Origin of the sequence: Streptomyces sp. A5-4, from assembly GCF_051131715.1 — a bacterium.
GTDB lineage: Bacteria > Actinomycetota > Actinomycetes > Streptomycetales > Streptomycetaceae > Streptomyces.
In genome coordinates, this window is record NZ_CP178591.1 from 7,715,735 (window position 1) to 7,740,306 (window position 24,572).

Annotated in this window: 8 protein-coding genes and 2 pseudogenes; 5 read left to right on the forward strand and 5 right to left on the reverse strand. The window is 71.9% G+C overall.

Annotated elements, in window-relative coordinates; translation table 11 throughout:
* Nucleotides 1–28: 28 nt before the first annotated feature.
* From ACLLJJ_RS36195 to ACLLJJ_RS36210, 4 genes and pseudogenes are all read right to left on the reverse strand, one after another.
* Nucleotides 29–316, reverse strand: a complete 288-nt coding sequence (locus ACLLJJ_RS36195; RefSeq protein ID WP_434598915.1) for a hypothetical protein — start codon at nucleotides 314–316, stop codon at nucleotides 29–31.
* The gene (locus tag ACLLJJ_RS36200; protein ID WP_434600617.1) at nucleotides 279–6,416 is read right to left on the reverse strand and encodes a thioester reductase domain-containing protein; all 6,138 of its coding nucleotides are present in this window, start codon (nucleotides 6,414–6,416) and stop codon (nucleotides 279–281) included. Before ACLLJJ_RS36200 ends, ACLLJJ_RS36195 begins: the two co-directional genes overlap by 38 nt.
* Nucleotides 6,417–6,476: 60 nt before the next feature.
* Nucleotides 6,477–15,347, reverse strand: a pseudogene (locus tag ACLLJJ_RS36205) (SDR family NAD(P)-dependent oxidoreductase); the annotation flags it as partial.
* A gap of 16 nt (nucleotides 15,348–15,363) precedes the next feature.
* A pseudogene (locus ACLLJJ_RS36210) lies at nucleotides 15,364–17,973 on the reverse strand (type I polyketide synthase); the annotation flags it as partial.
* Between the two features lie 261 nt (nucleotides 17,974–18,234).
* Between ACLLJJ_RS36210 and ACLLJJ_RS36215 the strand changes: the two are divergent.
* The 4 genes from ACLLJJ_RS36215 (at nucleotide 18,235) to ACLLJJ_RS36230 (ending at nucleotide 21,931) form a co-directional block, all read left to right on the forward strand.
* A complete protein-coding gene (locus ACLLJJ_RS36215) occupies nucleotides 18,235–18,612 on the forward strand; it encodes a YybH family protein (RefSeq protein WP_434598916.1) in 378 nt (125 codons plus the stop codon).
* A 106-nt stretch (nucleotides 18,613–18,718) separates the two neighbouring features.
* The gene (locus ACLLJJ_RS36220) at nucleotides 18,719–20,125 is read left to right on the forward strand and encodes a flavin monoamine oxidase family protein (protein ID WP_434598917.1); all 1,407 of its coding nucleotides are present in this window, start codon (nucleotides 18,719–18,721) and stop codon (nucleotides 20,123–20,125) included.
* A 57-nt stretch (nucleotides 20,126–20,182) separates the two neighbouring features.
* Nucleotides 20,183–20,608 carry a YybH family protein gene (locus ACLLJJ_RS36225; protein WP_434598918.1) on the forward strand — a complete coding sequence of 142 codons (426 nt, stop codon included), beginning with the start codon at nucleotides 20,183–20,185 and terminating at the stop codon, nucleotides 20,606–20,608.
* Between the two features lie 147 nt (nucleotides 20,609–20,755).
* Nucleotides 20,756–21,931, forward strand: coding sequence for an acyl-CoA dehydrogenase family protein (locus ACLLJJ_RS36230; protein WP_434598919.1), 1,176 nt, complete (start codon nucleotides 20,756–20,758; stop codon nucleotides 21,929–21,931).
* A 112-nt stretch (nucleotides 21,932–22,043) separates the two neighbouring features.
* Here ACLLJJ_RS36230 and ACLLJJ_RS36235 read toward each other — a convergent pair whose 3' ends face one another.
* Nucleotides 22,044–22,592 (reverse strand): flavin reductase family protein, encoded by a 549-nt coding sequence (locus tag ACLLJJ_RS36235; RefSeq protein ID WP_434598920.1) that lies wholly within the window; start codon nucleotides 22,590–22,592, stop codon nucleotides 22,044–22,046.
* 196 nt (nucleotides 22,593–22,788) lie between these two features.
* On the opposite strand from ACLLJJ_RS36235, the gene ACLLJJ_RS36240 reads away from it, so the two are divergent.
* Nucleotides 22,789–24,387 carry an aspartate aminotransferase family protein gene (locus ACLLJJ_RS36240; protein ID WP_434598921.1) on the forward strand — a complete coding sequence of 533 codons (1,599 nt, stop codon included), beginning with the start codon at nucleotides 22,789–22,791 and terminating at the stop codon, nucleotides 24,385–24,387.
* Nucleotides 24,388–24,572: the final 185 nt, after the last annotated feature.

The following is a 24,572-nucleotide window of genomic DNA, read 5'->3' on the forward strand; positions in this document are numbered from 1 at the left end:
TCGGCCGCCCCTTTCGCACGAACTGCGGCTAGGCGGTCGGGGCCGGCGGGAAGTGACCCTCCTGGACGAAGAACTCGACGTACTTGTCGAAGAGTTCACCGGTCAGCGGCGGGCAGCTGATGCCGGTGCCGCGCAGCGCCAGCTCCGTCCCGGAGGTGTCGATCGGCGGGTAGAAGGCGTCCGTGTCCGAGGTCATCATGTCGAAGGCGTGCAGCAGCGGGAGCAGGGCGTTGCCGCGGTCCGAGCGCACGGCCTCCGTCCACGTCTCCCGGTCCAGGTCACGCAGCCCGTAACCGAGGCCGCGCAGCCGCTCCACACAGTCGGTCAGGCTCAGCGAGTCCCCGTTGAACAGGTGGAAGACACCACCGTCCGCCGCCGGCCGGCCGGCCGGAGAGCGCGACGATGGCCGAACTGACGTAGTCGACCGGCAGCAGGTGGAAACGGCCACCCGTGCCAGACGGCACGGCGCCGGACTGGAGCAGCCCCTTGAGCGTGAGCCACACGAAGTCCCGTGTCTGGCAGGCCCCGTTGACCCGGTCACCGGAGATCACGTCGACCCGGTACACCGACACGGGCATGCCGCGCTCCTTGGCCAGCTCAAGCACCTGCTCGGCCACCCACTTGCTCTGAAGATAGCCGCTGGGCAGCGCCTGCGGGGGACCCGTGGGGTCTGTTGTCCTCAGCGGCACACCCGGCGTCACCGGGCCGTCGAATACACCCACGGTGGACACGTAGTGGACCGGCACCGTGCGGTGCCGCGCCGCGAGCCGCAGGATCTCCTCGGTGCCGCGGACGTTGGCGTCCCTGAGCGCCGTGTACGGGTGCAGCCAGTGGACCGTCGCACCCGCGTGGTGCACTACGTCGACCGTGCGGGCGAGGCCGTCGAAGACGTCCTCGGCCAGCCCGAGCCGCGGTTCGGCGAGGTCCCCGGCGACGACGGAGAGACGGGCCGGATCGATCTCGCCCCAGACCCGGTACCAACGCAGGCTCTCCCGAAGCCGCGTGTACGCCGCCGCGTCGTCCGGCCCGCGCACCAGGCAGTGGATCCGGGCCCGGGTGGTACGCATCAGGTCGCGCAGCAGAAAGGCGCCGAGGAACCCGCTGGCGCCCGTGAGCAGCACCTCGCGGGGGTCGGTGACGGTACGTACCACCTCATCGGCGGGACGGATGGCGTCGTCGAGCCGGATGTCGGCGGCGTGGTCGACGGCCTCGGCCGGGGACCCCGGCCCGGAGCCGTCCCCCATCTCGCCCAGCAGGTACGCGGCCAGGGCGGTCGGGGTCGGATGGTCGAAGACCAGGGTGGCGGGGAGCCGCAGACCGGTGCGTTCCCCGAGCCGGTTGCGCAGCTCCACCGAGGTCAGCGAGTCAAGACCCAGCTGCGGAAGGGGCTGCGTCGGGGGGATGCCCCGGGTGCCGGCGTGGCCCAGGCTCCCGGCGATCTCTTCAAGGACCGCTTCAAGCACCGCTTGCGGGCGCCGCTCCTCGTCGAGACTGGCGAGCAGCGCGGTGAGCGAGGACGGGCCGGTGGTCTCGTCGTGCGCGGCGGGCCGCGCGGTGCGGCGCGCCAGAGAGCTGAACACTGGTGCGACGCGCGGCTGTTTGCTCAGCACGGCGAAGTCGAGCGGGGTGGCCACCGCGTCCGGGCGGCCGGCGGTCAACGCCAGGTCGAGCAGGGCGGGGCCCTGGGCATTGGTGACCGGGAGCAGTCCGCTGCGGGCGATGCGGGTGAGGTCTGCCTCGGTGAGCCCTCCAGTGAGTCCGGTGGCCTCGGCCCACAGGCCCCAGGCGATGGAGGTGGCGGGCAGGCCCTCGGCGGCGCGCCGCGCGGCGAGCGCGTCGAGGGCGGCGTTGGCGGCGGCGTAGTTGGCCTGACCGGGGCCGCCGACCAGGGCGGCGACGGAGGAGAACAGGACGAACGCCGTCAGATCGAGGTGCCGGGTCAGGTCGTGCAGATGCCAGGCCGCGTCGGCCTTCGGTGCCAGCACCGAAACCAGCCGCTCGGGGGTCATCGACGGGATGAGCCCGTCGTCCAGGACGCCCGCGGTGTGCACGATCCCGGTGAGGGGGTGTGCGTGGGGTATCGCGGCTAGGAGCACGGCCAGTTCGGTCCGGTCGGACACGTCGCAGGCCCGGACGGTGACGCTCGCCCCGAGAGCGGTCAGCTCGGCAATCAACTCGGCTGCGCGGGGCGCCCGTTCGCCGCTGCGGCTGACGAGCAGCAGATGGCGTACGTCGTGCCGGGTGATCAGGTGCCTGGCGAACAGTGAGCCCAGCGAGCCCGTACCGCCCGTGATGAGGACGGTGCCTCCGGCGGTGAACGACGGTGCGGTCGCGCGGGCCGGGTCCGGGCGCCGTGCGCGGGCCAGGCGTGGGACAAAAACACCGCCGCGCCGGATCGCCGTCTGGGGCTCGTTGGAGGCGACGGCGGCGGCCAGCAACGCGGGGTCGGTGTCCGGGGACGCGTCGACGAGGACGATCCGGCCGGGGGCCTCGGACTGCGCGGAGCGCAGCAACCCCCACGCGGCGGCGGCGCCGGGGTCGGTGACCTGTTCGCTCGGGCCGGTGGCCACGGCGCCGGAGGTCACCACTACCAGCGGGGAGTCGGACCGCTCCTCGTCGGCGAGCCACTGCTGGGCCAGGGCCAGCGCCCGCCGGGTGGTGTCGTGCACGGCGGCGAGCGGATCGCCGGGATCGGCGGACGACAACCGTTCGAACACGGCGCCGGCGGGCGGGACGGCGGACGCGGCGGCCGGGCGGGGCGCCCAGTCCAGATGGAAGAGCGCCTCGTGGTCACGGGCCGCGCCCGAGGCGACCCGGGCCGGGTCGACCGGACGTACAGTCACCTCGGTGATGTCCGCGACAGGCTGTCCGGACAGGTCGTAGAGGCGCACGCCCACTGCGCGCCCACCGATGACGGCGTCGTGCTCGCCGTCCTGTGGGGTGAGGTGGACCCGTACCGCCGACGCGCCCGTGGCGTACAGCCGCACGCCGCGCCACGACGTGGCGGCCGAAGGCCGGTTCGCGACGGGCAGCGCGTGCAGGGCGGCGTCGAGCAGCGCCGGGTGCAGCCCGTAGTGACCTGCTTCGGCGCCGGCTTCGGCGGTGAGCCGCAACTCCGCGAAGAGTTCGTCGCCCCGGCTCCAGAGTCCGGTCAGCACCTGCAATTGCGGGGTGTACGTCACCCCGGTGTCCGCGAGTCGGCGGTACACGGCCTCGTGTGCGACCACGCTCGCACCGGCGGGCGGCCACTGCTCCTGACCGGCGGCCGGTGCGGGGGCCGCGAAGGTGTCCAGCACCCCGTGGGCGTGGGCGGTCCAGGGAACATCCGCGTCGTCGGGGCGCGCGTGGAAGGTGACCGCCCGCCGTCCCTCTGTGTCCGGGCCGGAGAGCCGGACCTGGAGGTGGATGCCGCCCTCGTCGGGCAGCACCACGGGTTCGTCCACGACCAGTTCGTCGAGCGCCCCGCAGCCCACCTCGTCGCCCGCGCGGATCGCGAGCTCCACCAGGACGGCCGATGGCAGCACCGACCTGGCGCCGACGCGGTGACCGGCGAGCCAGGTGCCCGTGTGCCGGGACAGCCGGCTGGTGAAGACCGTCTCCTCGCCGCAGCTCAGGTGCAGCGCGGCACCGAGCAGCGGATGCCCGGCGTCCACGAGCCCGAGCCCGGCCGCGTCGGCCGGAGCCCTGGACGCCTGGACCCAGTAGCGCTCGTGCTGGAAGGCGTACGTCGGCAGGGGCACGCGTCGCGCGCCGGTCCCGGCGAAGTAGTTTTCCCAGTCGACGTGCACGCCCGCGCCGTGGAGCGCGCCGAGGGCGGTGACCAGGGTGTCCGCCTCGGGGTGGTCGCGGCGCAGCGGGGCGACCGTGGTGGCGTCGGTGCCGAGGGTCCCCCGCACGAGCGCGGTGAGCATGGCGTCGGGTCCGATCTCGACGAAGGCCGTCACGCCCAGCTCGTGGAGTGTGGATACGGCGTCGTGGAAGCGGACGGTGTGGCGGAGTTGGTTGGTCCAGTATTGGGGGGTTTGGAGGTCGTTTCCGGTGGCGGGTTTGCCGGTGAGGGTGGAGATGATGGGGGTGTGGGGTGGGTGGTAGGTGAGGTTTTCGGCGGCGGTGCGGAAGTCGTTGAGCATGCCGTCCATGTGGGGGGAGTGGAAGGCGTGGGAGACGTTGAGGGTGTGGGTTTTGTGGCCTGTGTTGTGGAGTTGGGTGGTGATGTGTTGGGCGGTGGTGGTGTCGCCTGCGATGACGGTGTTGGTGGGGCTGTTGAGTGCGGCGATGTTGATGGTGTGTTCGTGGCCGGTGAGGTGGGGGAGTATGGCGTGTTCGGGGGCTTGGATGGCGATCATGGTGCCGTGGGGTGGCATGTTTTGCATGAGTCGTGCGCGGGTGGTGACGAGTTTGGCTGCGTCGGGGAGGTTGAGGATGCCGGCGCAGTGTGCTGCGGTGATTTCGCCGATGGAGTGGCCGGTGAGGTAGTCGGGGGTGATGCCCCAGTGGGTGAGGAGTCGGTAGAGGGCGACTTCGATGGCGAAGAGTGCGGGTTGGGTGTATTGGGTTTCGTTGAGGCCGTTGCCGGTGGTGATGATGTCGCGGAGGTTGCGGTCGAGGTGTTGGTCGAGGTGTGTGCATACCTCGTCGAGGTAGGTTCTGAACTCGGGGTAGGTGTCCGCGAGTTGGTTGCCCATGCGGACACGTTGGGCACCTTGGCCGCTGAAAAGGAACGCCAGTCGGCCGTTGCCGCGGGCGGCGTTGGTTCCGCGGGGGCGGTCGGCGAGGGCCCGCAGCCCGGTGAGCAGCTCGTCGCGGGTGGTGCCGGTGAGGGCGGCCCGGTGGTCGAGCGCGGTGCGGGTCGTCGCGAGTGAGTACGCGATGTCCAAGGGAGACGCGTCGCGGCCGGCCCCGAGGTGGGTGAGCAGGCGGCGGGCCTGATCACCGAGGGCCTCCGGGGTCTTGCCCGACAGGACCCAGGGCACAGCGCCGGCCGGCCGGGCGGGATGTGTGGCGGCCGGTTCCTGAGTGATATCGGAGGCAGGGGATTCCTCCACGATCACGTGCGCGTTGGTGCCACCGAATCCGAATGAGGATACGGCGGCGCGGCGGGGGTGTTCGGTCTGGGGCCAGGGCTGTTGTTCGGTGAGGAGTTCGACGGCGCCGGAGTCCCAGTCCACCATCGGGGTGGGGTCTTGTGCGTACAGGGATTTGGGCAGCACGCCGTGGCGCATGGCCTGCACCATTTTGATGACGCCGCCGACACCTGCGGCTGCTTGGGTGTGTCCGATGTTGGATTTCAACGAGCCGAGTAGTAGGGGTTGTTCGGCGGGGCGGTGTTGTCCGTAGGTGGCGAGGAGTGCTTGTGCTTCGATGGGGTCGCCGAGGCGGGTGCCGGTGCCGTGTGCTTCCACCGCGTCGATGTCGGCGGGTGTGAGCCGGGCGTTGGCGAGGGCCTGGCGGATGACGCGTTCTTGGGCGGGGCCGTTGGGTGCGGTGAGTCCGTTGCTGGCACCGTCCTGGTTGACCGCGCTGCCGCGCAGCACCGCGAGGATCTGGTGGCCGTTCTTCCGGGCGTCCGACAGCCGCTCCACGAGCAGCAAACCCACTCCCTCGGACCAGCCAGTGCCGTCCGCGTCCGCGGCGAACGACCGGCAGCGACCGTCCGCCGACAGACCACGCAACCGCGAGAACTCGACGAACGCGACCGGCGTCGACATCACCGTGACCCCGCCGGCCAGGGCCAGGTCGCACTCGCCGCCCCGCAGTGCGTTGGCGGCGAGGTGCAGCGCGACCAGCGACGACGAGCAGGCGGTGTCCACGGTGACCGCGGGACCCTCGAAGCCGTACGTGTACGACAGCCGGCCGGAGGCGATGCTGCCTGCGCTGCCGCTGAACAGGTAACCCTCGAACCCCTCGGACGGAAGGTGCGGCCGCGAGCCGTAGTCGTTGTACATCACACCGGTGAACACGCCGGTGCGCGAGCCCCGCAGCCGCGCCGGGTCGAGCCCCGCGCTCTCCAGCGTCTCCCACGCCGTCTGCAACAGCAGCCGCTGCTGCGGGTCCGCCGCCAGCGCCTCGCGGGGCGACATCCCGAAGAACTCCGCGTCGAACGCGTCGGCGTCGTGCAGGAACCCGCCCTCGCGGCCGTAAGAGGTCCCGGCCCGGTCGGGGTCCGGGTCGTACAGGCTCTCCACGTCCCAGCCCCGGTTCTCGGGGAACTCGCTGATCGCGTCGGTGCCATCGGTCACCAGGCGCCACAGCTCGTCGGGTGAGGTCACCCCGCCGGGATAGCGGCACGCCATGCTCACGATCGCGATCGGCTCGTGCTGCCTGTCCTCGGCCTCGCGCAGCTCTCTGCGCGCGTCGCGCGCGTCCGCGATGGCCTTCTTGAGGTAGTCGCGGAGCTTCTCCTCACCCGCCATGATCTTCTCAACTCCCTGTTATAAATGGTCTGTTGCCTCGTGTGCGCACCCGGCGGCGGCGGGTCATTCGATTTCGTCGAGCAGTGCGAAGAGCTCCTCGTCCGTGGCGGATTCGAGGTCGTTGTCCGCCTCTTCCTCGGAGGCGGCGGACAGTCCGACGGCGTCGGCGGCGGCCAGGAGTTCCCGCAGCCGCGCGATGATCCGGCCGTGGGCTCCGGAGTCACCCGCGGCCGCCTCGACAGCGGGCTTCAGCCGGGCCAGTTCGGCCAGGAGCGGCTCGTCCGGCGTCACGTCGTCGCTCACCAGCCGCTCCCGCAGATACGCGGCCAGGGCGCCCGGGGTGGGCTGGTCGAAGGCGAGCGTGGTCGGCAGCCGCAGCCCGGTCGCGCTGGCCAGGTGGTTGCGGAGCTCGACCGCGGTGAGCGAGTCGAAACCCAGCTCCTGGAGAGCGCGGCCGGGCGTGATCTCGGTGGCGTCCGGGTGCCCGAGTACCGCGGCGACCCGGCCGCACACCAGGTCGGTGAGCATCCGGTCGCGCTCGGCGGGCCGCAGGACGGCCAGCTGTTCCGCGAGGCCAGGACCCGACGCCGCGGCCTGCGACGCGCCCGCGGCGCGCCGGGCAGGCGTACGGACCAGGCCGCGCAGCAGCGCCGGAGTCGGCTCGCCCGAGGCGCGCAGGGCCGCCGCGTCCAATCGGGTGACCGCCAGCAGTGACTCCCCGGTGCCGGGGGCCGCATCGAACAGCGCCATGGCGTCGTCCGTAGCCAGTGGCCGCAGACCCGAGCGGGCGAGGCGGCGCAGGTCGGCGTCGGCCAGGTGCCCGCTCAGCGCGCTGCTCTGCGCCCACAGACCCCAGGCGAGCGAGGTCCCGGCCAGGCCCAGCGCCCGGCGGTGGGCCGCCAGCGCGTCAAGGAAGGTGTTGCCCGCCGCGTAGTTGGCCTGGCCCGCCGTGCCCAGCAGTCCGGCGACGGACGAGTAGAGCACGAACGCCGAAAGGCTCAGGTCGCGGGTCAGCTCGTGCAGGTGCCACGCGGCATCGGTCTTCGGTCGCAGCACGGCGTCCAGGCGTGCGGGGGTGAGCGACTGGACCGTGCTGTCGTCGAGGACACCCGCCGTGTGCACGACGCCGGTCAGCGGATACTCCGCCGGTACGGCGGCGAGCAGTGCGGCCACCTGGTCCCGGTCGGTCACGTCGCAGGCCGCGACCGTGACGTCGGCGCCCAACTCTGCGAGTTCGGCGGCGAGTTCCGCCGAGCCAGGCGCGTCCGGACCTCGCCGGCTCACCAGCAGGAGGCGGCGTACAGCGTGCTCGTCCACCAGGTGCCGGGCGAGCACAGCGCCCAGCGCACCGGTCGCACCGGTCACCAGCACCGTGCCGTCGCCCCAGTCGGGACCGGTCACGCCCGCCTGGGGCTCCGCGGTGCGGGCCAGGCGCGGGACCAGAACCCGGCCTTCGCGCAGGGCCAGTTGGGGCTCGTCGCTGTCCAGCGCCCGCAGTAGGAGCGGGGTGTACTCGTCGACGTCGGCGAGAACGATCCTGCCCGGGCTCTCGGTCTGAGCGGACCGCAGCAGACCCCACACCGGGGCGTGCACCAGGTCCGTCTCCTGCCCGGCGGCGGTGGCGACGCCGCCCCGGGTGACAACGGCGAGCCGGGCCCCGGCGAACCGGTCGTCGGCCAGCCACTCCTGGACGATAGCGAGCACCCGGTGCAGCGTGGCGCGCACCGCGTCCGGCACGGAAAGGCCGCTCGCGGCGGTCGCCGTGCCGCGGGCGGGTAGCGGCAGAATCACCAGGGACGGCAGCGCCGCACCCCCGTCCACCGCGCGGCCCAGCTCGCCCAGGTCCTCGTAGGATGGCGTTCCAGGGGCGTACGGCGCGTCCTCGGCCGAGCCGATGACGGCCAGCTCCCCGGGGGCGCCCGCGTCACCGGGCAACTCGGCCGACGGAGCCCAGTCGACCCGGAACAGGCCGTCCGACAGGCTGTTTCCCGCCGCCCGCACCGCGTCCGCCGACAGTGGCCGCAGCGTGAGCGCGTCGACGGAGAGCACAGGCGCGCCGGTGCTGTCCGCCACCGTCAGGGCCAGCGTAGGTGAGTCGGCGTCGCCCGCCGCGGTGGGCGTCAGCCGTACCCGCAGGCTTGCCGCACCGGTGGCGTGCACCGCGACACCGGACCACGAGAACGGCAGCCAGGCCCGCCCGCCGTCGGCCGCGACGCCCGGCAGCAGCGGGTGCAGCGCCGCGTCAAGCAGCGCCGGATGCGCCGTGAACCTCGCTGCCTCGCCCTGTAGTTCGTCGTTCAGCGACACCTCGGCGTACAGCTCGCCTCCGGGACCGGTCCACAGCCGGCGCAGGTTCTGAAACGGCGTCCCGTAGTCGTACTCCGCCGCGGCGAGCCGTTGGTAGGCCCCGCTCAGGTCGGTCTCGACGGCGCCGGGCGGCGGCCACACCGTCAGGTCGGCGCCGGCTCCGTGGTCGCCGCCGAGCCGTCCGTGCGCGTGCAGGGTCCACGTCCCCTCGCTGTCCGCGCCGTCCGGGCGGGAGTGCACACGGATCGCCCGGCCGCCGTCCGGCTCCGCGCCGGACACCGACACCTGGAGCTGGACGCCGCCGTGCTCCGGCAGCACCATCGGCGCGGCCAGCGTCAGCTCGTCCACGCCGTCGGTGCCGGTCTGCTCCGCCGCCTTCAGCGCCAGTTCGAGCAGCCCGGTGGCGGGTACGAGCACGGTGCCCGCGACGACGTGACCGGTCAGCCAGGGGTGACTGTGCCGCGAGAGGCGCCCGGTCAGGACGTACTCGTCACGGTCGGCCAGCGCCACCGAGGCACCCAGCAGCGGATGGCTCGCGGCGGCCAGGCCGAACCCGGCCGCGTCGCCCACCGTCGCCGGGGCGTCCAGCCAGTACCGCCGGTGCTGGAACGCGTAACCGGGCAGGTCCACCCGGTGGGCGCCCGGGAACACGGTGTCCCAGCGCACTGGCGCACCACGCAACGCGAGCTGCGCGAGAGCCGAGGCGAACACAACCCCCTCGGGCCGCCCTCTGCGCAGAGCCGGTGTCAGCGCGCCGGTCTCCTCCTCACCGAGGCACTCCCGCACGAGCGCCGTCAGCACGCCGTCGGGTCCCAGCTCCAGCCACTCGGTGACGCCCCGGCCGGCCAGGTGCCGTACCCCGTCCATGAACCGGACCGCCTCACGGATGTGCCGCGCCCAGTAATCGGGCGAAGCGAGGTCCTCCGCGGTGCCGAGGACGCCGGTGACGTTGGAGACGACGGGGATGCGCGGAGGGTGGAAGGTGAGGCCCTCGGCGACGGCGCGGAACTCGTCGAGCACCTCCTCCATGTGCGGCGAGTGGAAGGCGTGGCTGACGGGCAGCCGCTTGACCCTGCTGCCGCGCTCACGCCACAACGCCATGACCTCGTCAACGTCCGGGGCGTCCCCGGAAATCACCGTCGAACTGGGCCCGTTGACCCCGGCGACCGCCACCCGGTCGCCGTACGCGGCGAGTGTGGCGCGCACTTCCACCTCGGCCGCCTCGATCGCGGCCATCGCCCCATCCTCACGGGCCGCCTGCATGAGCCGGCCGCGCTCGGCGACCAGGACGCAGGCGTCCGGCAGGTCGAGGACTCCCGCCAGATGCGCGGCGGTGATCTCGCCGATTGAGTGGCCGAGCAGGAAGTCCGGTACGAGGCCGTGGTGTTCGGCCAGCCGGAACAGTGCGGTCTCCACCGCGAACAGCGCGGCCTGTGTGAATGCGGTCTGGTCGATCAGAGCCGAGTCCGCCGAACCCTCGACGGCGAACAGCACCTGCTTCAGAGGCCGCACCAGTCCGCCGTCCAGGTGCGCGCATACCTCGTCAAGCGCGGCGGCGAACACCGGCGACTGGGCGTACAGCTCACGGCCCATGCCGAGCCGCTGGGCGCCCTGCCCCGTGAGCAGGAACGCCGTCTTGCCCGGGCGCGGCGTGGCGCTGCCGCGCACCACGGCCGGCGAGGACTCTCCCCGGCCCAGCAGGTCCAGGGCGGCGAGCAGTTCGTCGCGGCCGAACGCCACGACGGCAGCCGTGTGGCTGTGCACGGCGCGGGTGGTGGCCAGGGACAGGCCGATGTCCGCGAGGTCCAGCCCGGGGCGCTCGGCGACATGCGTCCGCAGTCGCGCGGCCTGGGCCCGCAGGGCGGCGTCTCCGCGCGCCGACAGCAGCCAGGGCGCGGCCGGCAGGGCTGACGTCGGCTGCTCCGCCGGGGGTGCGGGCGTCGGCGGACCCTGCTCGATGATGACGTGCGCGTTGGTGCCGCTGATGCCGAATGAGGATACGGCGGCGCGGCGGGGGTGTTCGGTCTGGGGCCAGGGCTGTTGTTCGGTGAGGAGTTCGACGGCGCCGGAGTCCCAGTCCACCATCGGGGTGGGGTCTTGTGCGTACAGGGATTTGGGCAGCACGCCGTGGCGCATGGCCTGCACCATTTTGATGACGCCGCCGACACCTGCGGCTGCTTGGGTGTGTCCGATGTTGGATTTCAACGAGCCGAGTAGTAGGGGTTGTTCGGCGGGGCGGTGTTGTCCGTAGGTGGCGAGGAGTGCTTGTGCTTCGATGGGGTCGCCGAGGCGGGTGCCGGTGCCGTGTGCTTCCACCGCGTCGATGTCGGCGGGTGTGAGCCGGGCGTTGGCGAGGGCCTGGCGGATGACGCGTTCTTGGGCGGGGCCGTTGGGTGCGGTGAGTCCGTTGCTGGCACCGTCCTGGTTGACCGCGCTGCCGCGCAGCACCGCGAGGATCTGGTGGCCGTTCTTCCGGGCGTCCGACAGCCGCTCCACGAGCAGCAAACCCACTCCCTCGGACCAGCCAGTGCCGTCCGCGTCCGCGGCGAACGACCGGCAGCGACCGTCCGCCGACAGACCACGCTGCCGGGAGAACTCGACGAAGACGCTGGGCCCCGCCATGACGGTGACCCCGCCGGCCAGGGCCAGGTCGCACTCGCCGCCCCGCAGTGCGTTGGCGGCGAGGTGCAGCGCGACCAGCGAAGACGAGCAGGCGGTGTCCACGGTGACCGCGGGACCCTCGAAGCCGTACGTGTACGACAGCCGGCCCGACACCACACTGGAGAGGTTCCCCGCGAGCAGGAAGCCCTCGTACTCCTCGGGCACCGACGTCAGACGCGACACATAGTCGTCGTACATGGCACCGGTGAACACGCCGGTGCGCGAGCCCCGCAGCCGCGCCGGGTCGAGCCCCGCGCTCTCCAGCGTCTCCCACGCCGTCTCCAGCAGCAGCCGCTGCTGCGGGTCGGTCGCGGTGGCCTCGCGGGGCGAGACCCCGAAGAACTCCCGGTCAAACTGGTCCGCTTCGTGCAGGAACCCGCCGTGCCGCACATAGGACGTCCCGGTGTGCGCCGGGTCCGCGTCGTACAGTTTCTCCAGGTCCCAGCCTCGGTTCACGGGGAACTCGCTGATCGCGTCGGTGCCATCGGCGACCAGGCGCCACAGGTCGTCGGGGGAGGCGACACCTCCCGGATAGCGGCACGCCATGCCGACGATCGCGATCGGCTCGTCGGCCGAGGCGGTGCGCGCGGCGGGCGCCGTGGGCGCGGCGACGGACACGGCGCCCGCCACCAGGGTGAGCAGGTGGTCCGCCAGTGCCTGCGGTGAGGGATGGTCGAAGACGACGGTGGCGGGCAGCCGGACTCCGGTCGCGGCGTTCAGCCGGTTGCGCAGCTCGACACCGGCCAGCGAGTCGAAGCCGATCTCGTTGAAGGCCCGGCCGGGGTCGAGCGCCGTGGAGTCGGTGTGGCCAAGCACACTCGCGACGGTGGCCCGCACCAGCGTGATGACCGCCGTCTCCCGCTCTTCAGCGGGCAACGCTTCGGTGCGAGCGGCCCAGTCGCCGCCGTCGCCCGCCTTACGGACGACGGCGCGGCGGGGAGCGGCCTTGACAAACCCCCGCAGCAGCGCCGCCGGCGGCTCCGGGTGGCGGCGCAGCGCGGCCAGGTCCAGGTGGACGGGTACCCGCAGCGGCAGTCCGTCCGCGAGCGCCCGGTCGAACAGGGTGAGCCCCTGCTCCGGGGTCAGCGGCCGGACACCGGCCCGCGCCCACCGCGCCAGGTCGCCCTCACTGAGCGTGCCGCCCATGCCATGGGTGGCGTCCCACAGGCCCCAGGCCAGTGAGGTCGCGGCCAGCCCGAGGGACCGGCGATGCGCGGCGAGGGCGTCCAAGTAGGTGTTGGCCGCTGCGTAGTTGGCCTGACCAGCCGTGCCGGTCAGGCCGGAGACGGACGAGAAGAGCACGAACGCCGACAGGCCGAGGTCCCGCGTCAGCTCGTGCAGATGCCAGGCGGCGTCGGCCTTGGGCCGCAGCACAGCCGCCAGCCGCTCCGCCGTCAGCACCTCGACGGTGGCGTCGTCGAGCAGACCGGCGGTGTGTACGACACCGGTCAGCGGATGCTCCGCCGGTACGGCGTCGAGCAGCGCGGCCAGCTGCGCCCGGTCTGACACGTCACAGGTGGCGACGGTGACGTCGGCGCCCAACGCAACCAGTTCGGCGCGCAGTTCGGGCACCCCGGCCGCGCCCTCGCCGCTGCGGCTCGCCAGCAGTAGCCGACGCACGCCGTAGCCGGTGACGAGGTGACGGGCGAAGAGCGCGCCCAGCCCACCGGTGCCGCCGGTGATCAGCACCGTTCCCTCCGGGCCGAACCCGGACGGCCGCGCCGCTTCGGGCGCGCCGGCCCGGACGAGACGCGGTGCCAGCACCTCACCCGCGCGCACGGCGAGCTGCGGTTCGTCGACGGCCAGGGCCACCGGCAGCAGCCCGTCGTCGGCCGGCCCGTGCAGATCGGCCAGGACCAGACGGCCCGGGTGCTCGGCCTGCACGGCGCGGACCAGACCCCACACAGGGGCGGCCTCCAGCGCGGACAGCGTCTCGCCGTCCCGGGTCGCGACGGCGCCCCGGGTGACCGCCACCAGGCGTGCGTCGGCGTAGCGCTCGTCGGCGAGGAACCGCTGTACGAGGCCCAGGACGCGCCGCGCCACAACGTGCGCCGCCCGCACAGGGTCGTCCCCGGGAGTGGCGAGCAGGTCGGTGTGTACGAGCAGTGCCTCCAAGCCCTGCGCGTCGGGGAGTTCGTCGCCGTGCACCGTCGCGACCCGTAGGGCGTCCGTGGCCGCGGGGACGGGCACAGCGGTCCACTCCACGGCGTACAGATGGTCGCCGTGGCGCTGCGCCGCACCGATGAGGCCGGTGCGGGGCACAGCGCGCAGGACCAGGGACTCCACGGACGCCACGGGGGCTCCGGTGGTGTCGGCGAGGGCGAGCGTGAACGTGTCGGGGCCCGTCGGAGAGATGCGCACCCGCAGTTCGCTCGCGCCGGTCGCGTGCAGCTCAGTTCCCGTCCAGGCGAACGGCAGCCGCACGGCGCCGTCGTCGGCGGCGTCAGCCGCGTGCAGCACCAGGGGATGCAGCACGGCGTCGAAGAGCGCCGGATGCAGCCCGAACCGGCCGACGTGCGTGATGTGTTCGGCGGGCAGGCGCACCTCTGCGAAGAGGTCGTCGCCCGAACGCCACAGCTTCGTCAGGCCCCGAAAAGCAGGCCCGTACGTGTAGCCGAGGTCCGAAAGCCGGTCGTAGACGCCGTCCAGCGGTTCGGCGACCGCTCCGGCCGGCGGCCACTGCCGCAGCTCCGCGGCGGCGGCCGCACCGGGGCCGCCGAGGACGCCGGAGGCGTGGCGGGACCAGGGCTCGGTGTCGGCGGCCGCGTGACCGGGCCTGGCGTGCACGCTGAAGGGGCGGCTGCCGTCCCCGGCGGTAGCACCGACGGAGACCTGGACGCGGGCCGCGGAGTCGGCGGGCAACAGCAGCGGCGCTTCAAGGGTGAGGTCGCCCACCCGGTCGGTGCCGATGCGGTTGCCCGCGGCCAGGGCCAGCTCCACGAAGACGGTGGCGGGCACCAGAACGCCGCCGGCGACGACGTGGTCGGCCAGCCACGGGTGGGTGGCGGTGGACAGCAGCCCGGTGAGCACCAGGTCGTCGCCTCCCGCGATGTCCATGGCGGTGGCCAGCAGCGGATGCTCTGCCGGGGAGAGCCCGAACGACCGTGCGTCGCCGGCCGCATGGGGCGCCAGCCAGTAGCGCTCGCGCTGGAAGGGGTACGTCGGCAGATCGGTGCGGCGCCCGCCGGGAAAGAAGGAGCCACCGTCGAGCGGGGCCCCGTGGACCCTGGCGGTCGCCAGTGCGAGGGCCAGCGCCCGGGGCTCGGGACGCCCGGCGCGCAGCAGCGCCACCGCCGTCGCCCCGTCCCCGGCGACGGACCGGGCGAGCGGCGTCAGCACCGCGTCCGGGCCGATCTCGACGTACACCGTGGCGCCGTGCACGCCGAGTTCCCGGACGGCGTCGTGGAAACGTACCGCCGAGCGTATCTGTCTGGTCCAGTAGTCGGGCGAGGCCAGTTCCGCCGCGGTGGCCAGGCGGCCGGTCACCGTCGAGACGATCTGGACGGCGGGCGGGTGGAAAGTGACTCCCGCGGCGACGGAGCGGAACTCGTCGAGCACCGCGTCCATGTGCGGCGAGTGGAACGCGTGACTGACCTGAAGGCGCCGGGTACGGCGGCCCAGCGCCCGAAGACGCTCCGCCACCGTCTCGGCGGCGTCCTCGTCACCGGAGACGACCACCGAGGCCGGACCATTGATGGCGGCCACCGCCAAGCGTCCGTCGAACTCTGCTAGCAAGGGCGCCAGTTCGGACTCCTCCGCCTCCAGCGCGATCATGGCGCCGCCGGGGTGTGCCGACTCCATCAGCCGGCCCCGGGCGGCCACCAGGCGGGCGGCGTCGGCCAGTGAGAACACGCCCGCGCAGTGGGCGGCGGCCAGTTCGCCGATCGAGTGCCCCGCGAGCAGGTCGGGGCTGAGCCCGTGGTGGGCCGCAAGCCGGAACAGCGCCACCTCGACCGCGAACAGCGCGCACCCGGCGGACCGGGCCGCTGTGGATGGCCGCCCAGTCCACGTCCGTGCCGTGTGCGAAGACGGTGGCGAGCGCGGCGAGGAGGGTGCGGCTCTCCGGGCGGCCACGGCGCAGCGCGGGCACGGCGACCACGGAGGCTGGCTCCCGGACGCAGTCACGGACCATCGCCGAGCAGACGCCGTCCGGGCCGAGCTCCAGGAACATGCTGGCGCCGGCCGCCTCCAGGGCGCGGGCCGCGTCCAGGAAGCGCACCGGGCGGCGCACCTGCTCCACCCAGTACTCGGGCGTCGACCAGGCGTCGGTGACCAGCTCGCCGGTCACCGACGACACCGCGTCCACCAGGGGCGCGCGCAGGGTGAGTCCTTCGACGACCGCACGGAACGGGGCGAGCATCGGAGCCATGAGCGGCGAGTGGAAGGCGTGCGAGACGGTCAGCCGCTTCGTCTTGCGGCCCTGCTCACGCAGCAGCAAGGCCACCGCGAGCACCGCGTCCTCGGCGCCCGAAACAACCACGGAGCGCGGTCCGTTGACGGCGGCGACCGCTGCTTGCCCCTCATGACCGGCGAGCACGGCGAGGACCTCTTCCTCGTCCGCCTCCACCGCGACCATCGCGCCACCGGCGGGCAGCGCCTGCATCAGACGGCCACGGGCGGCCACCAGGCGCGCCGCGTCCGGCAGATCCAGCACGCCCGCGACGTGCGCGGCGGCGATCTCGCCGACGGAATGCCCGGCGACCAGTGCGGGGACGACGCCCCACGACTCCACCAGCCGGTACAGCGCGACCTCGACGGCGAACAGGGCAGGCTGGGCCCAGCCGGTGTCGTCGAGGCCGTCGCCGGAGGCGATCACCTCGCGCAGCGGCCGGTCGAGCAACGGGTCAAGTACGGCGCACACGGCGTCGAACGCTTCGGCGAACGCGGGGTGGGCTTCGTACAGCTCCAGTCCCATGCCCACCCGTTGGGAGCCCTGCCCGGTGAACATGACGGCGGGGCGTCCCGGCCCCGCGGTCCCGAGCAGCACGTCCGGCGACGCCTCGCCGTCGGCGAGCGCGCGCAGCGGGGCGTCGGTGCCTGCCGGCCCGGCGAGCACGACCGCCCGGTGCTCGAAGACGGTGCGGGTGGTGGCGAGCGACCAGCCGATGTCGGCCGCGCCGGGCGCCCCGTCCCGCGCGAGTGCCTCGCGCAGTGCGGCGGCCTGGGCGCGCAGGGCCGCGGGTGAGCGGCCGGAGAGCACCAGCGGGACGACGCCTGCGGTCTCCGGGGAGGAGCCCGGGGTGGCGTCGACGCAGTCGGGGCGCACCGGGCTCTCGGCCAGCACGACGTGCGCGTTGGTGCCACCCATCCCGAAGGAGGAGACGCCGGCGATCAGTTCACGGTCCGGCGCGGGCCACGCGGTCAGCTCGCGCTGGACGTCGAGACCCAGTTCCGCCAACGGAATCCGGGGCGAGGGGGAATCGAAGTTGAGGCTCGCGGGCAGCCTGCGATTGCTCAGCGCGAGCAGCGCCTTGAGCATCCCCACGATGCCCGCGGCGCCTTCCAGATGGCCCACGTTGGTCTTGGCCGAACCGACCCGCAGCGGCGCCCCGGCGGGCCGGCCCGCGCCCAGCACCGCGCCCAGGGCGGCGGCCTCGATGGGGTCGCCCACCGGCGTACCGGTGCCGTGGAGTTCGACGTACTGCACCGCTGCCGGATCGACACCGGCCTTCCCGTACGCCTCCCGCAGCACGCGCTCCTGCGCGCCCTGGCCGGGAACGGTCAGCCCCGCCGTCGCGCCGTCGTTGTTGACCGCGCTGCCCCGGACGACGCCGTAGATGCGGTCTCCGTCCTCGATCGCCCGGTCCAGCGGCTTCAGGACGACGACGGCGCCGCCCTCCCCGCGTACGAAACCGTTGGCACGCGAGTCGAAGGTGTACGTCGTGCCGTCGGGCGACAGCCCACCGAACCGCTCCTCGGTCACCGCGCCCTCGGCGAGGATGTTCAGATTGACACCTGCCGCGATCGCCGTGTCGGACTCGCCGGTGCGCAGCGACTCGCACGCGAGGTGCACGGCCACCAGCGAGGAGGACTGGGCGGAGTCGACGGTAAGACTCGGCCCGTGCAGCCCGAGGTGGTAGGAGACCCGGTTGGCGATGACTCCGCGGTTGACGCCGGCCATGCTGTGCTGCGTGATGGCCCTGTCGCCGTGCTGGTAGAGCAGCGCCGCGTAGTCGTCACGCAGGGTGCCCACGAACACGGCGGTACGGCTGCCGCGCAGCACCTCCGGGCGGACGCCCGCGTCCTCCAGGGCCTCCCAGGCGAGTTCGAGCACGAGCCGCTGCTGGGGGTCCATGGCGACGGCCTCACGCGGCGAGATGCCGAAGAAGGCCGCGTCGAAGGTGTCCACCCGCTCGAGGAACCCGCCCCTTCGCATCCCCGGCTCGGTGTCCTCGGGGGCCTCGGCGCCCGACGCGGCCACCCACCGGCCGTCGGGCACGGCGGTGATGGCGTCCGAGCCGGTGCTCAACAGGTCCCAGAAGGCCCCGGGACCGTCGGCCCCAGGGAGCCGGCAGGACACTCCGACGACCGCGACGGGCTCCTCGTGTCCACCGCGCTCGGCGTCCCGGTGGGAATGGTTCTGATTCGTCATCGCGCTCGACTGCCCTTTCCAGCTGATTACGACCGAACTGACCTACCGCCAAAAAACACTTCGGCGAAACTGCTCACCGATCGTATGCAGGTGGTGCTCTCCGGCATCTCAGCGCCCGCTCACCGCCCAGTAATTACGGTCTCTCGCGCCAGAGAGCAGCGCATTACCCGGTCATGGGTGGGACGTTGAATGCGTCGGAATAGTGTCGTGGCACCGATTCATCACGACGCCGAACCTTGAGAAGGCAGGTCGACTCCCGTCATGTCACAACTGACCGACAACGTGGAAAAGCACACCGCTATGTACGTGGAGGCATTCAACTCCGGTGACTTCGAAACGGTCGAGAGTTTCTACACAGAGGAAGCCGTGGCCGTCTGGGAGCCCGGCAAGCCGCTCACGGGCGATGCCCGCCGCGAGTACCAGCGCGAGTTCTTCAAGAGCGCGCCGAAGATGACGGCCGTTCCGCGGCAGACCTTCGTCACCGGCGACACCGCGCTGCTGATCGTCGACTGGACGATCGACACGGTCGACGCGGACGGCAAGCCGGAGCACCTCGAGGGCGTCGGCGTGGACGTGCTGCGGCTCGGCGAGGACAACGTCTGGCGCTACGCCATCGACGACCCGTACGGCCAGGGCTGAGCGGCCCCGTCACACATCCGGACAGAGCAAGAGAACACACCACTATGAACGGTATGCGGCTCCGCCCGGCGGACCGGCATTCGGCGCACGGGGGAGCAGACACACCATGAGGTACAGCAGCAGACCGACACGGCGCACCCTGCTCAAGGCGGCCGGCGCCACGGCGATCGCCACACCCGCGGTCGTTGCGGTCGCCGCACCGGCCCCCGCGGTCGCCGCGGATGACACGGGATACGACGTCATCGTCATCGGCGCGGGCTTCGCGGGCATCACGGCCGCCCGTGAGCTGCGTGCCAAGGGCAAGCGTGTGCTGGTCTTGGAAGCCCGTGACCGTATCGGCGGCCGCACCTGGACGGGGAACTTCGCCGGGCACCTGGTGGAGCGCGGCGGCACCTGGGTCGAGCCGACCCAGCCGCACCTGGGAGCAGAGCTCCAGCGCTACTCCCTCGCGCTGGAGGAGGACCTGCCCGTCGACCGGGTGATGCTGCCGACGCCCACCGGGCCCCAGCAGTTCACTCCGGAGGACGGGTTCGGGCGCATCGGCGCCGTGATGGACCGGATGTTCGACGGTTCGCGGCAGTACTTCGAAAAGCCCTTCCAACCGCTGTACCGGGCGGATCTGCTCCAGAGCCTGGACCGGCTCACGCTGCGCGACCGGCTGACCCAGCTCTCCCTCACGGCAGAGGAGGAGCTGGTCATCAACGGTCAGACGGCCATCTACTCCGGCGGGGCCAGCACCGAGGGCGCGTTCACGATGTTCGCGCACTGGTGGGCGCTCGCCGGGTGGACCAACGCCGGCTGGAACGACACTCAGCGGTATCGGATCACGAAGGGAACCGGCGCCCTGCTCAACGCCATGGTCGCCGAGACGTCACCGACGGTTCGGCTGAACTCCCCGGTCGCCTCCGTCGCCGACACCGGCACGCGGGTGTACGTCACTCTGAAGTCCGGCGCGTCGTACAGCGCGCCCAAGGCGGTCGTGGCTGTGCCCGCCAATGTGTGGCCCACGATCAAGTTCACCCCGACCCTGCCCCCGGCGATCGGCGCAGCCGGGACCCAGGGCATCGCGGTCAAGAACGCCGTCAAGCTGTGGATCCACGCCCGCAAGGGCGCGGGCCGGTTCTACGGCCAGGGCGCCGAGGGCGGCACGCCCATCCCGATGGTCATTCCGTTCAAGGAGACCAGCCAGGGAATGCTGTACGTCGCCTTCAGCACCGACCCTACCCTCGACCCCAAGAGCATCCCGCAGGTCAAGGCGGCGGTGCAGAAGCTCGGCGTGGACCTCGACATCCTCGGCCTCTACACCCACGACTGGGGCAAAGACCCCTACGCGCGCGGCGGCTGGGCGTTCCGCAAGCCGGGACAGCTCACCACGCTCTACCCGGACGTCATCGAGCCCAAGGGCCAGCTGGCCTTCGCGAGCGGCGACATAGCCAACGGCTGGAGCGGCTTCATCGACGGCGCCATCGAGTCCGGGCTGCGCGCGGCCCAGCAGACCCTCGGCGCCGCGTAGCCACGGCCACCACCGGCACCACCCATCATCCGAAACCCGGAAGGGACCGCGCTACCCATGTCCTTCACCTTCACTGTCGACTTCGACCCCGAGCGTCCGGACCTCACCGACGACACCGAGACCCAGAACGAGATCTTTCTCCAGGTCTTCAACTCCGGCGACGGTGACCTGTTCAACCGTCTCTACCTGGAGGACTCGATATCGAACTTCTCTGGCGAGCCCCTGACGGGCGATGCGCGGCTGGCGTTCTTCAAGGAGTTCCTCGCCGTCAAGCCTCGCCTGAAGGCTTCGGTCACGCACTCGTACGTCGCGGGTGACGTGGCTCTGATCGGCGTCGAGTACAGCATCGACACCACCGGCCCGGATGGCGCCCCGCTGCACCTCGCGGGCCAGTGCACGGACGTTCTGCGGCGAGGCGCCGACGGCCGCTGGCTGATGTCCATCGACCGTCCGGTGGCCGCCACCGGTCTGGTCGCGGAGTAACCGGACGGTTCCGGGGCCGGGCCGTCGCGGCCCGGCCGGCACGTCACAGGGAGCACGGCTGCGGACCCCTCGCTCGCGCAGGGGGTGCGCAGCCGTGCCCGCACACAGGCAACATCCGTGCACAGCACGGCACATCGAGGAGAGAGCGTGGCCACGCAGGAAGAACTGGCGTCCGTACTGGACGCCGTACGGGAAGCCGTCCCCACCCTTCGCCGCAACGGGGTGGAGGCGGAGGACCGGCGTTGGATACCGGACGAGAACCTGGAGCTCCTGGAGAAGGCCGGAGTCTTCCGCGCGGCAGTGCCGCGCGCCCACGGCGGCCTCGACTTCGACGCGGCGCAGCAGGCCGCGATCATCGCCGAGGTGTCCCGGGGCTGCCCCTCCACCGGATGGCTGACCATGGTCTGGCTCACCAGTGCCTGGGCCGCCTCGCTCTACCCCGACCAGGCCCAGAAGGAGGTCTTCGAGGGTGGCAGCAGCCGCGTGTCGATCGTGTTCGCCCCGACGGGCACCCTCAAGCCGGTGGACGGTGGATACCGGCTCGACGGAACCTGGCGCTTCAACTCAGGCTGCCGGGGGGCCGGCTGGGACCTGCTCGCCGCGATGGTCGAGCACCCGGACGGGACGAGCGAGGAGCTTGTCGCCCTAGTCCCCATGAGCGAGCTGACCCTCGCCGACGACTGGCACGTCTCGGCGGGCGCCGCCACCGGCAGCTCCACCACGACCGCCACCGACGTCTTTGTTCCCGCGCACCGGGTGGTGCCGCTGGAGGAGGCGATGGTGAGCGCCACCGGCGACCGCGCCAACACCGGTGCGACCGGCCGCAATTACGGTCTGCTCGGCTACATCATGTCCAGCGTCGCGGCGACCTTCCTCGGGATGGCCCGCGGTGCCTACGAGCTGTTCGTGGAGCGGCTGCCCGGCCGGGGCATCACCTACACGGAGTGGACCGAGCAGAGTCTCCATCCGCTCACCCAGGTGCAGGTGGCCACTGCCGCCAACAAGATCGACGCGGCCGAGGCGCTCGCCGGCACCTGGCACCAGGTCCTGCAGGACGCCGCCGACGCAGGCACGCAGCCGTCCGACGAGCAGAAGGCCGTCATCCGCGGCCGCACGGCGTACGCCGCCCAGCTGTCGAAGGAGGCCGTGGAGCTGCTCTTTTCGGCGAGCGGTGGCTCGGTCATCCGCCGGGACACACATCTGCAGCGTTTCCACCGCGACATCCAGGGTTTCGCGCTGCACGCCCTCGTGCAGCGCGACGCCAACCTGGAGGTGCAGGGGCGGGTCCTGCTGGGCTTGGACCCCGGTACGTACTTCCTCTGATCCGCACCGCTTCTTTCGATCCCCACAAAACGCAGGGCCCGGGCCGCCGTCACAGCCCGGGCCCTGCCGCGTGCGGTGCCCCTCCCGGTCGGAGCGGCACTGCACCGTACTGTCAGCGTGACGCGGGGTGGGTCCTGCCGAAGCGGCCGTTGACGAACAGCAGGCCGTCCTCGTGGTCACCCTGCCCGGCAGCCAGGACCGTGCCGATGAAGATCGTGTGGTCGCCGAAGGAGTGCGAGTCGGTCAGCTCGCACTCCAGCCAGGCCACCGATCCGGCGATCAGCGGCGCCCCGGTGTGCTCTCCGGTGCGCCACTCCACCCCGTCGAACTGGGCGGCTCCCAGCGTCCGCCGCTTGTCTGCGAAATGCCGGGCCAGACCTTCCTGCGGTACGCCGAGAATGTTTACGGCGAAACGGCCGGCCGAAGTCAGGGCGCCGTGCATCACCGCGCTGTGGCCCACACTGCACAGCACCGAGGGCGGGTCCAGGGAGACCGAACTAAAGGCGTTCGCCGTCATGGCGTGCAAATGCTCGCCACCCACGGTGATCACCGTGACGCCGGTCGCGAAACGGGCCATCACTTCTCTCAGCCGGGCGGACTCGACAAACCGTTGACCGGAATGCAAAGTCGTGGGATCGAGTTCAGTGGACGCGGAATTCATGCCACCCTCTCCGAATACGTCGTGCAAGGCACGTTCAGCACCGTCCGCACTGGAGGCGGCAGTCGGTTTCCTTCAACGTACCTGGGCCAATCCGGGCATCTCCCACCGTCGGGTAATTCCGTTCTCACCTGGCCCCGCACGTCGCGAATGACCCTCCAATGACCGATGGTTGACCGCTTGACCGCACCCTTTGGCCATGGATCACAACACTTCCGCGGCCGATGGCCCCGAGCTCGCCGAGCCTTACCTGCGCGAGGTCCTGGCCGGTGCGGGGCTCGCCGTCGAGTACGTCAGGGCCGAGGGCAACACGCTGTACCAGCGGGCAGACGATGGCAGTGAGATCGCTGTCGTCGACTTCGCGGGCGGCTACGGGTCGGTCCTCCTGGGACACCATCACCCCGAGATCGTGGCGCGCGCCCAGGAACTGCTGGCCGAGGGCACCCCGGTGCACGCCCAGTTCTCCCGCCACCCGTACGCCAACCGACTCGCCGCCGAGCTCAACCGGATCATCCACCGCGAACTGGACACTACGGAACCGTACTTCGCCATCTTCGGCAACAGCGGGGCGGAGGCCGTGGAGGCGGCCGTCAAGCACGCCGAACTCGACCGCGGCATGCGGATCCGGGCACTCCTCGACGAGTGCGCCGAAGCGGGGCGCAGCACCCGGGCCGCCGTGGCGAGCGGCGCCGCCATCGTCGCGGAGCCGGTCCTGACCCTGTTCGGCCTGACGGCGGCCGAGGGCGACCCGGCCGCCGCCCTCAGTCTGCTGGAGGCGGAGCTCGACCGGCGCAACGCGGAGCAGACCGCGCGGCCGCCGCTCTTCCTGGCGCTGGAGGGCGGTTTCCACGGGAAGCTCGCCGCGAGCGTGCAGCTCACCCACAACGAGGGGTACCGGGCCCCCTTCAAGTCGCTGGCCGCACAAGCCCGTTTCGTGCCGCACAACCAGCCCGACGCGCTCAAGGAGATCCACGCCGAGGAGCGGGGTGACCTGCTGGAACTAGGCGTCGCGGACGGCCATGTCGTGGTCCGGGAGCGGGGGTTCCCGGTCTTCTGTGCGTTTCTGGTCGAGCCCCTTCAGGGCGAGGGCGGAATCCGGGTGCTCTCCGAGGAGTTCGCACGGGAGATCCAGGAGTTCTGCGCGGCGATCGGCTGTCCCGTCGTCATCGACGAGATCCAAAGCGGAATGGGGCGTACGGGAACGTTTCTCGCCAGCTCCGCGCTCGGGCTGCGCGGCGACTACTACACCCTCGCCAAGACACTGGGCGGCGGCATCGCCAAGACCTCCGTGATGCTGGTGCGTGAGGCGTACTACCGCAAGGAGTTCGAGATCGTCCACAGCTCGACCTTCGCCAAGGACAGCTTCTCCTGCCACATCGCGCTCAAGGTCCTGGAACTCCTCGAGGCGGACGGCGGGTTGGCCTACCGGCGCGCCGCCGAACGCGGTGCGGCGCTGCGCACCATGCTGGGGCGGGTGCAAGCCGACTTCCCGATGGTGATCGAGGAGGTGCGGGGCCGCGGTCTCATGCTCGGCGTGGAGTTCCGGGACCAGTCCGACTCCCCGTCCCCGGCGATCCAGGGAGCGGCGAGGGGTGGCATGTTCGGCTACGTCCTCGCCGGTCATCTGCTGCGCGGGCACCGGGTCCGTACCTTCCCGACCGCCAGCGCCCTGAACACCCTGCGCTTCGAGCCCTCCATCGGGCTCACCGACGCGGAGATCGCACAGTTGGAGGCGGCACTGCGGGACGTCTGCACCCTGCTGCGCGACGGGAAGGGAGACGTCCTGCTCGCGGTGTGACACCGCGTCGCCACCAGGCGCGGAGGCCGCCCGCAAGTCCTACGGCAGGCGAACCAGCGATAATGGCATATGCAGTCCGCCGGTGACTGGGGAATCGTTCGCCCGTACCGTGCGACGGGCAATGAGTTGGGGGGGATTTCATGCGTTTTCGTCTGTTGGGGCCGCTTGAAGCTGATAACGACGAA

Bases quoted from the DNA above. Each gene is read 5' to 3' on its own strand.
- ACLLJJ_RS36235 (WP_434598920.1), bottom strand. From the start codon at position 22,592: ATGAATTCCGCGTCCACTGAACTCGATCCCACGACTTTGCATTCCGGT.
- ACLLJJ_RS36240 (WP_434598921.1), top strand. From the start codon at position 22,789: ATGGATCACAACACTTCCGCGGCCGATGGCCCCGAGCTCGCCGAGCCT.
- ACLLJJ_RS36220 (WP_434598917.1), top strand. From the start codon at position 18,719: ATGAGGTACAGCAGCAGACCGACACGGCGCACCCTGCTCAAGGCGGCC.
- ACLLJJ_RS36225 (WP_434598918.1), top strand. From the start codon at position 20,183: ATGTCCTTCACCTTCACTGTCGACTTCGACCCCGAGCGTCCGGACCTC.
- ACLLJJ_RS36215 (WP_434598916.1), top strand. From the start codon at position 18,235: ATGTCACAACTGACCGACAACGTGGAAAAGCACACCGCTATGTACGTG.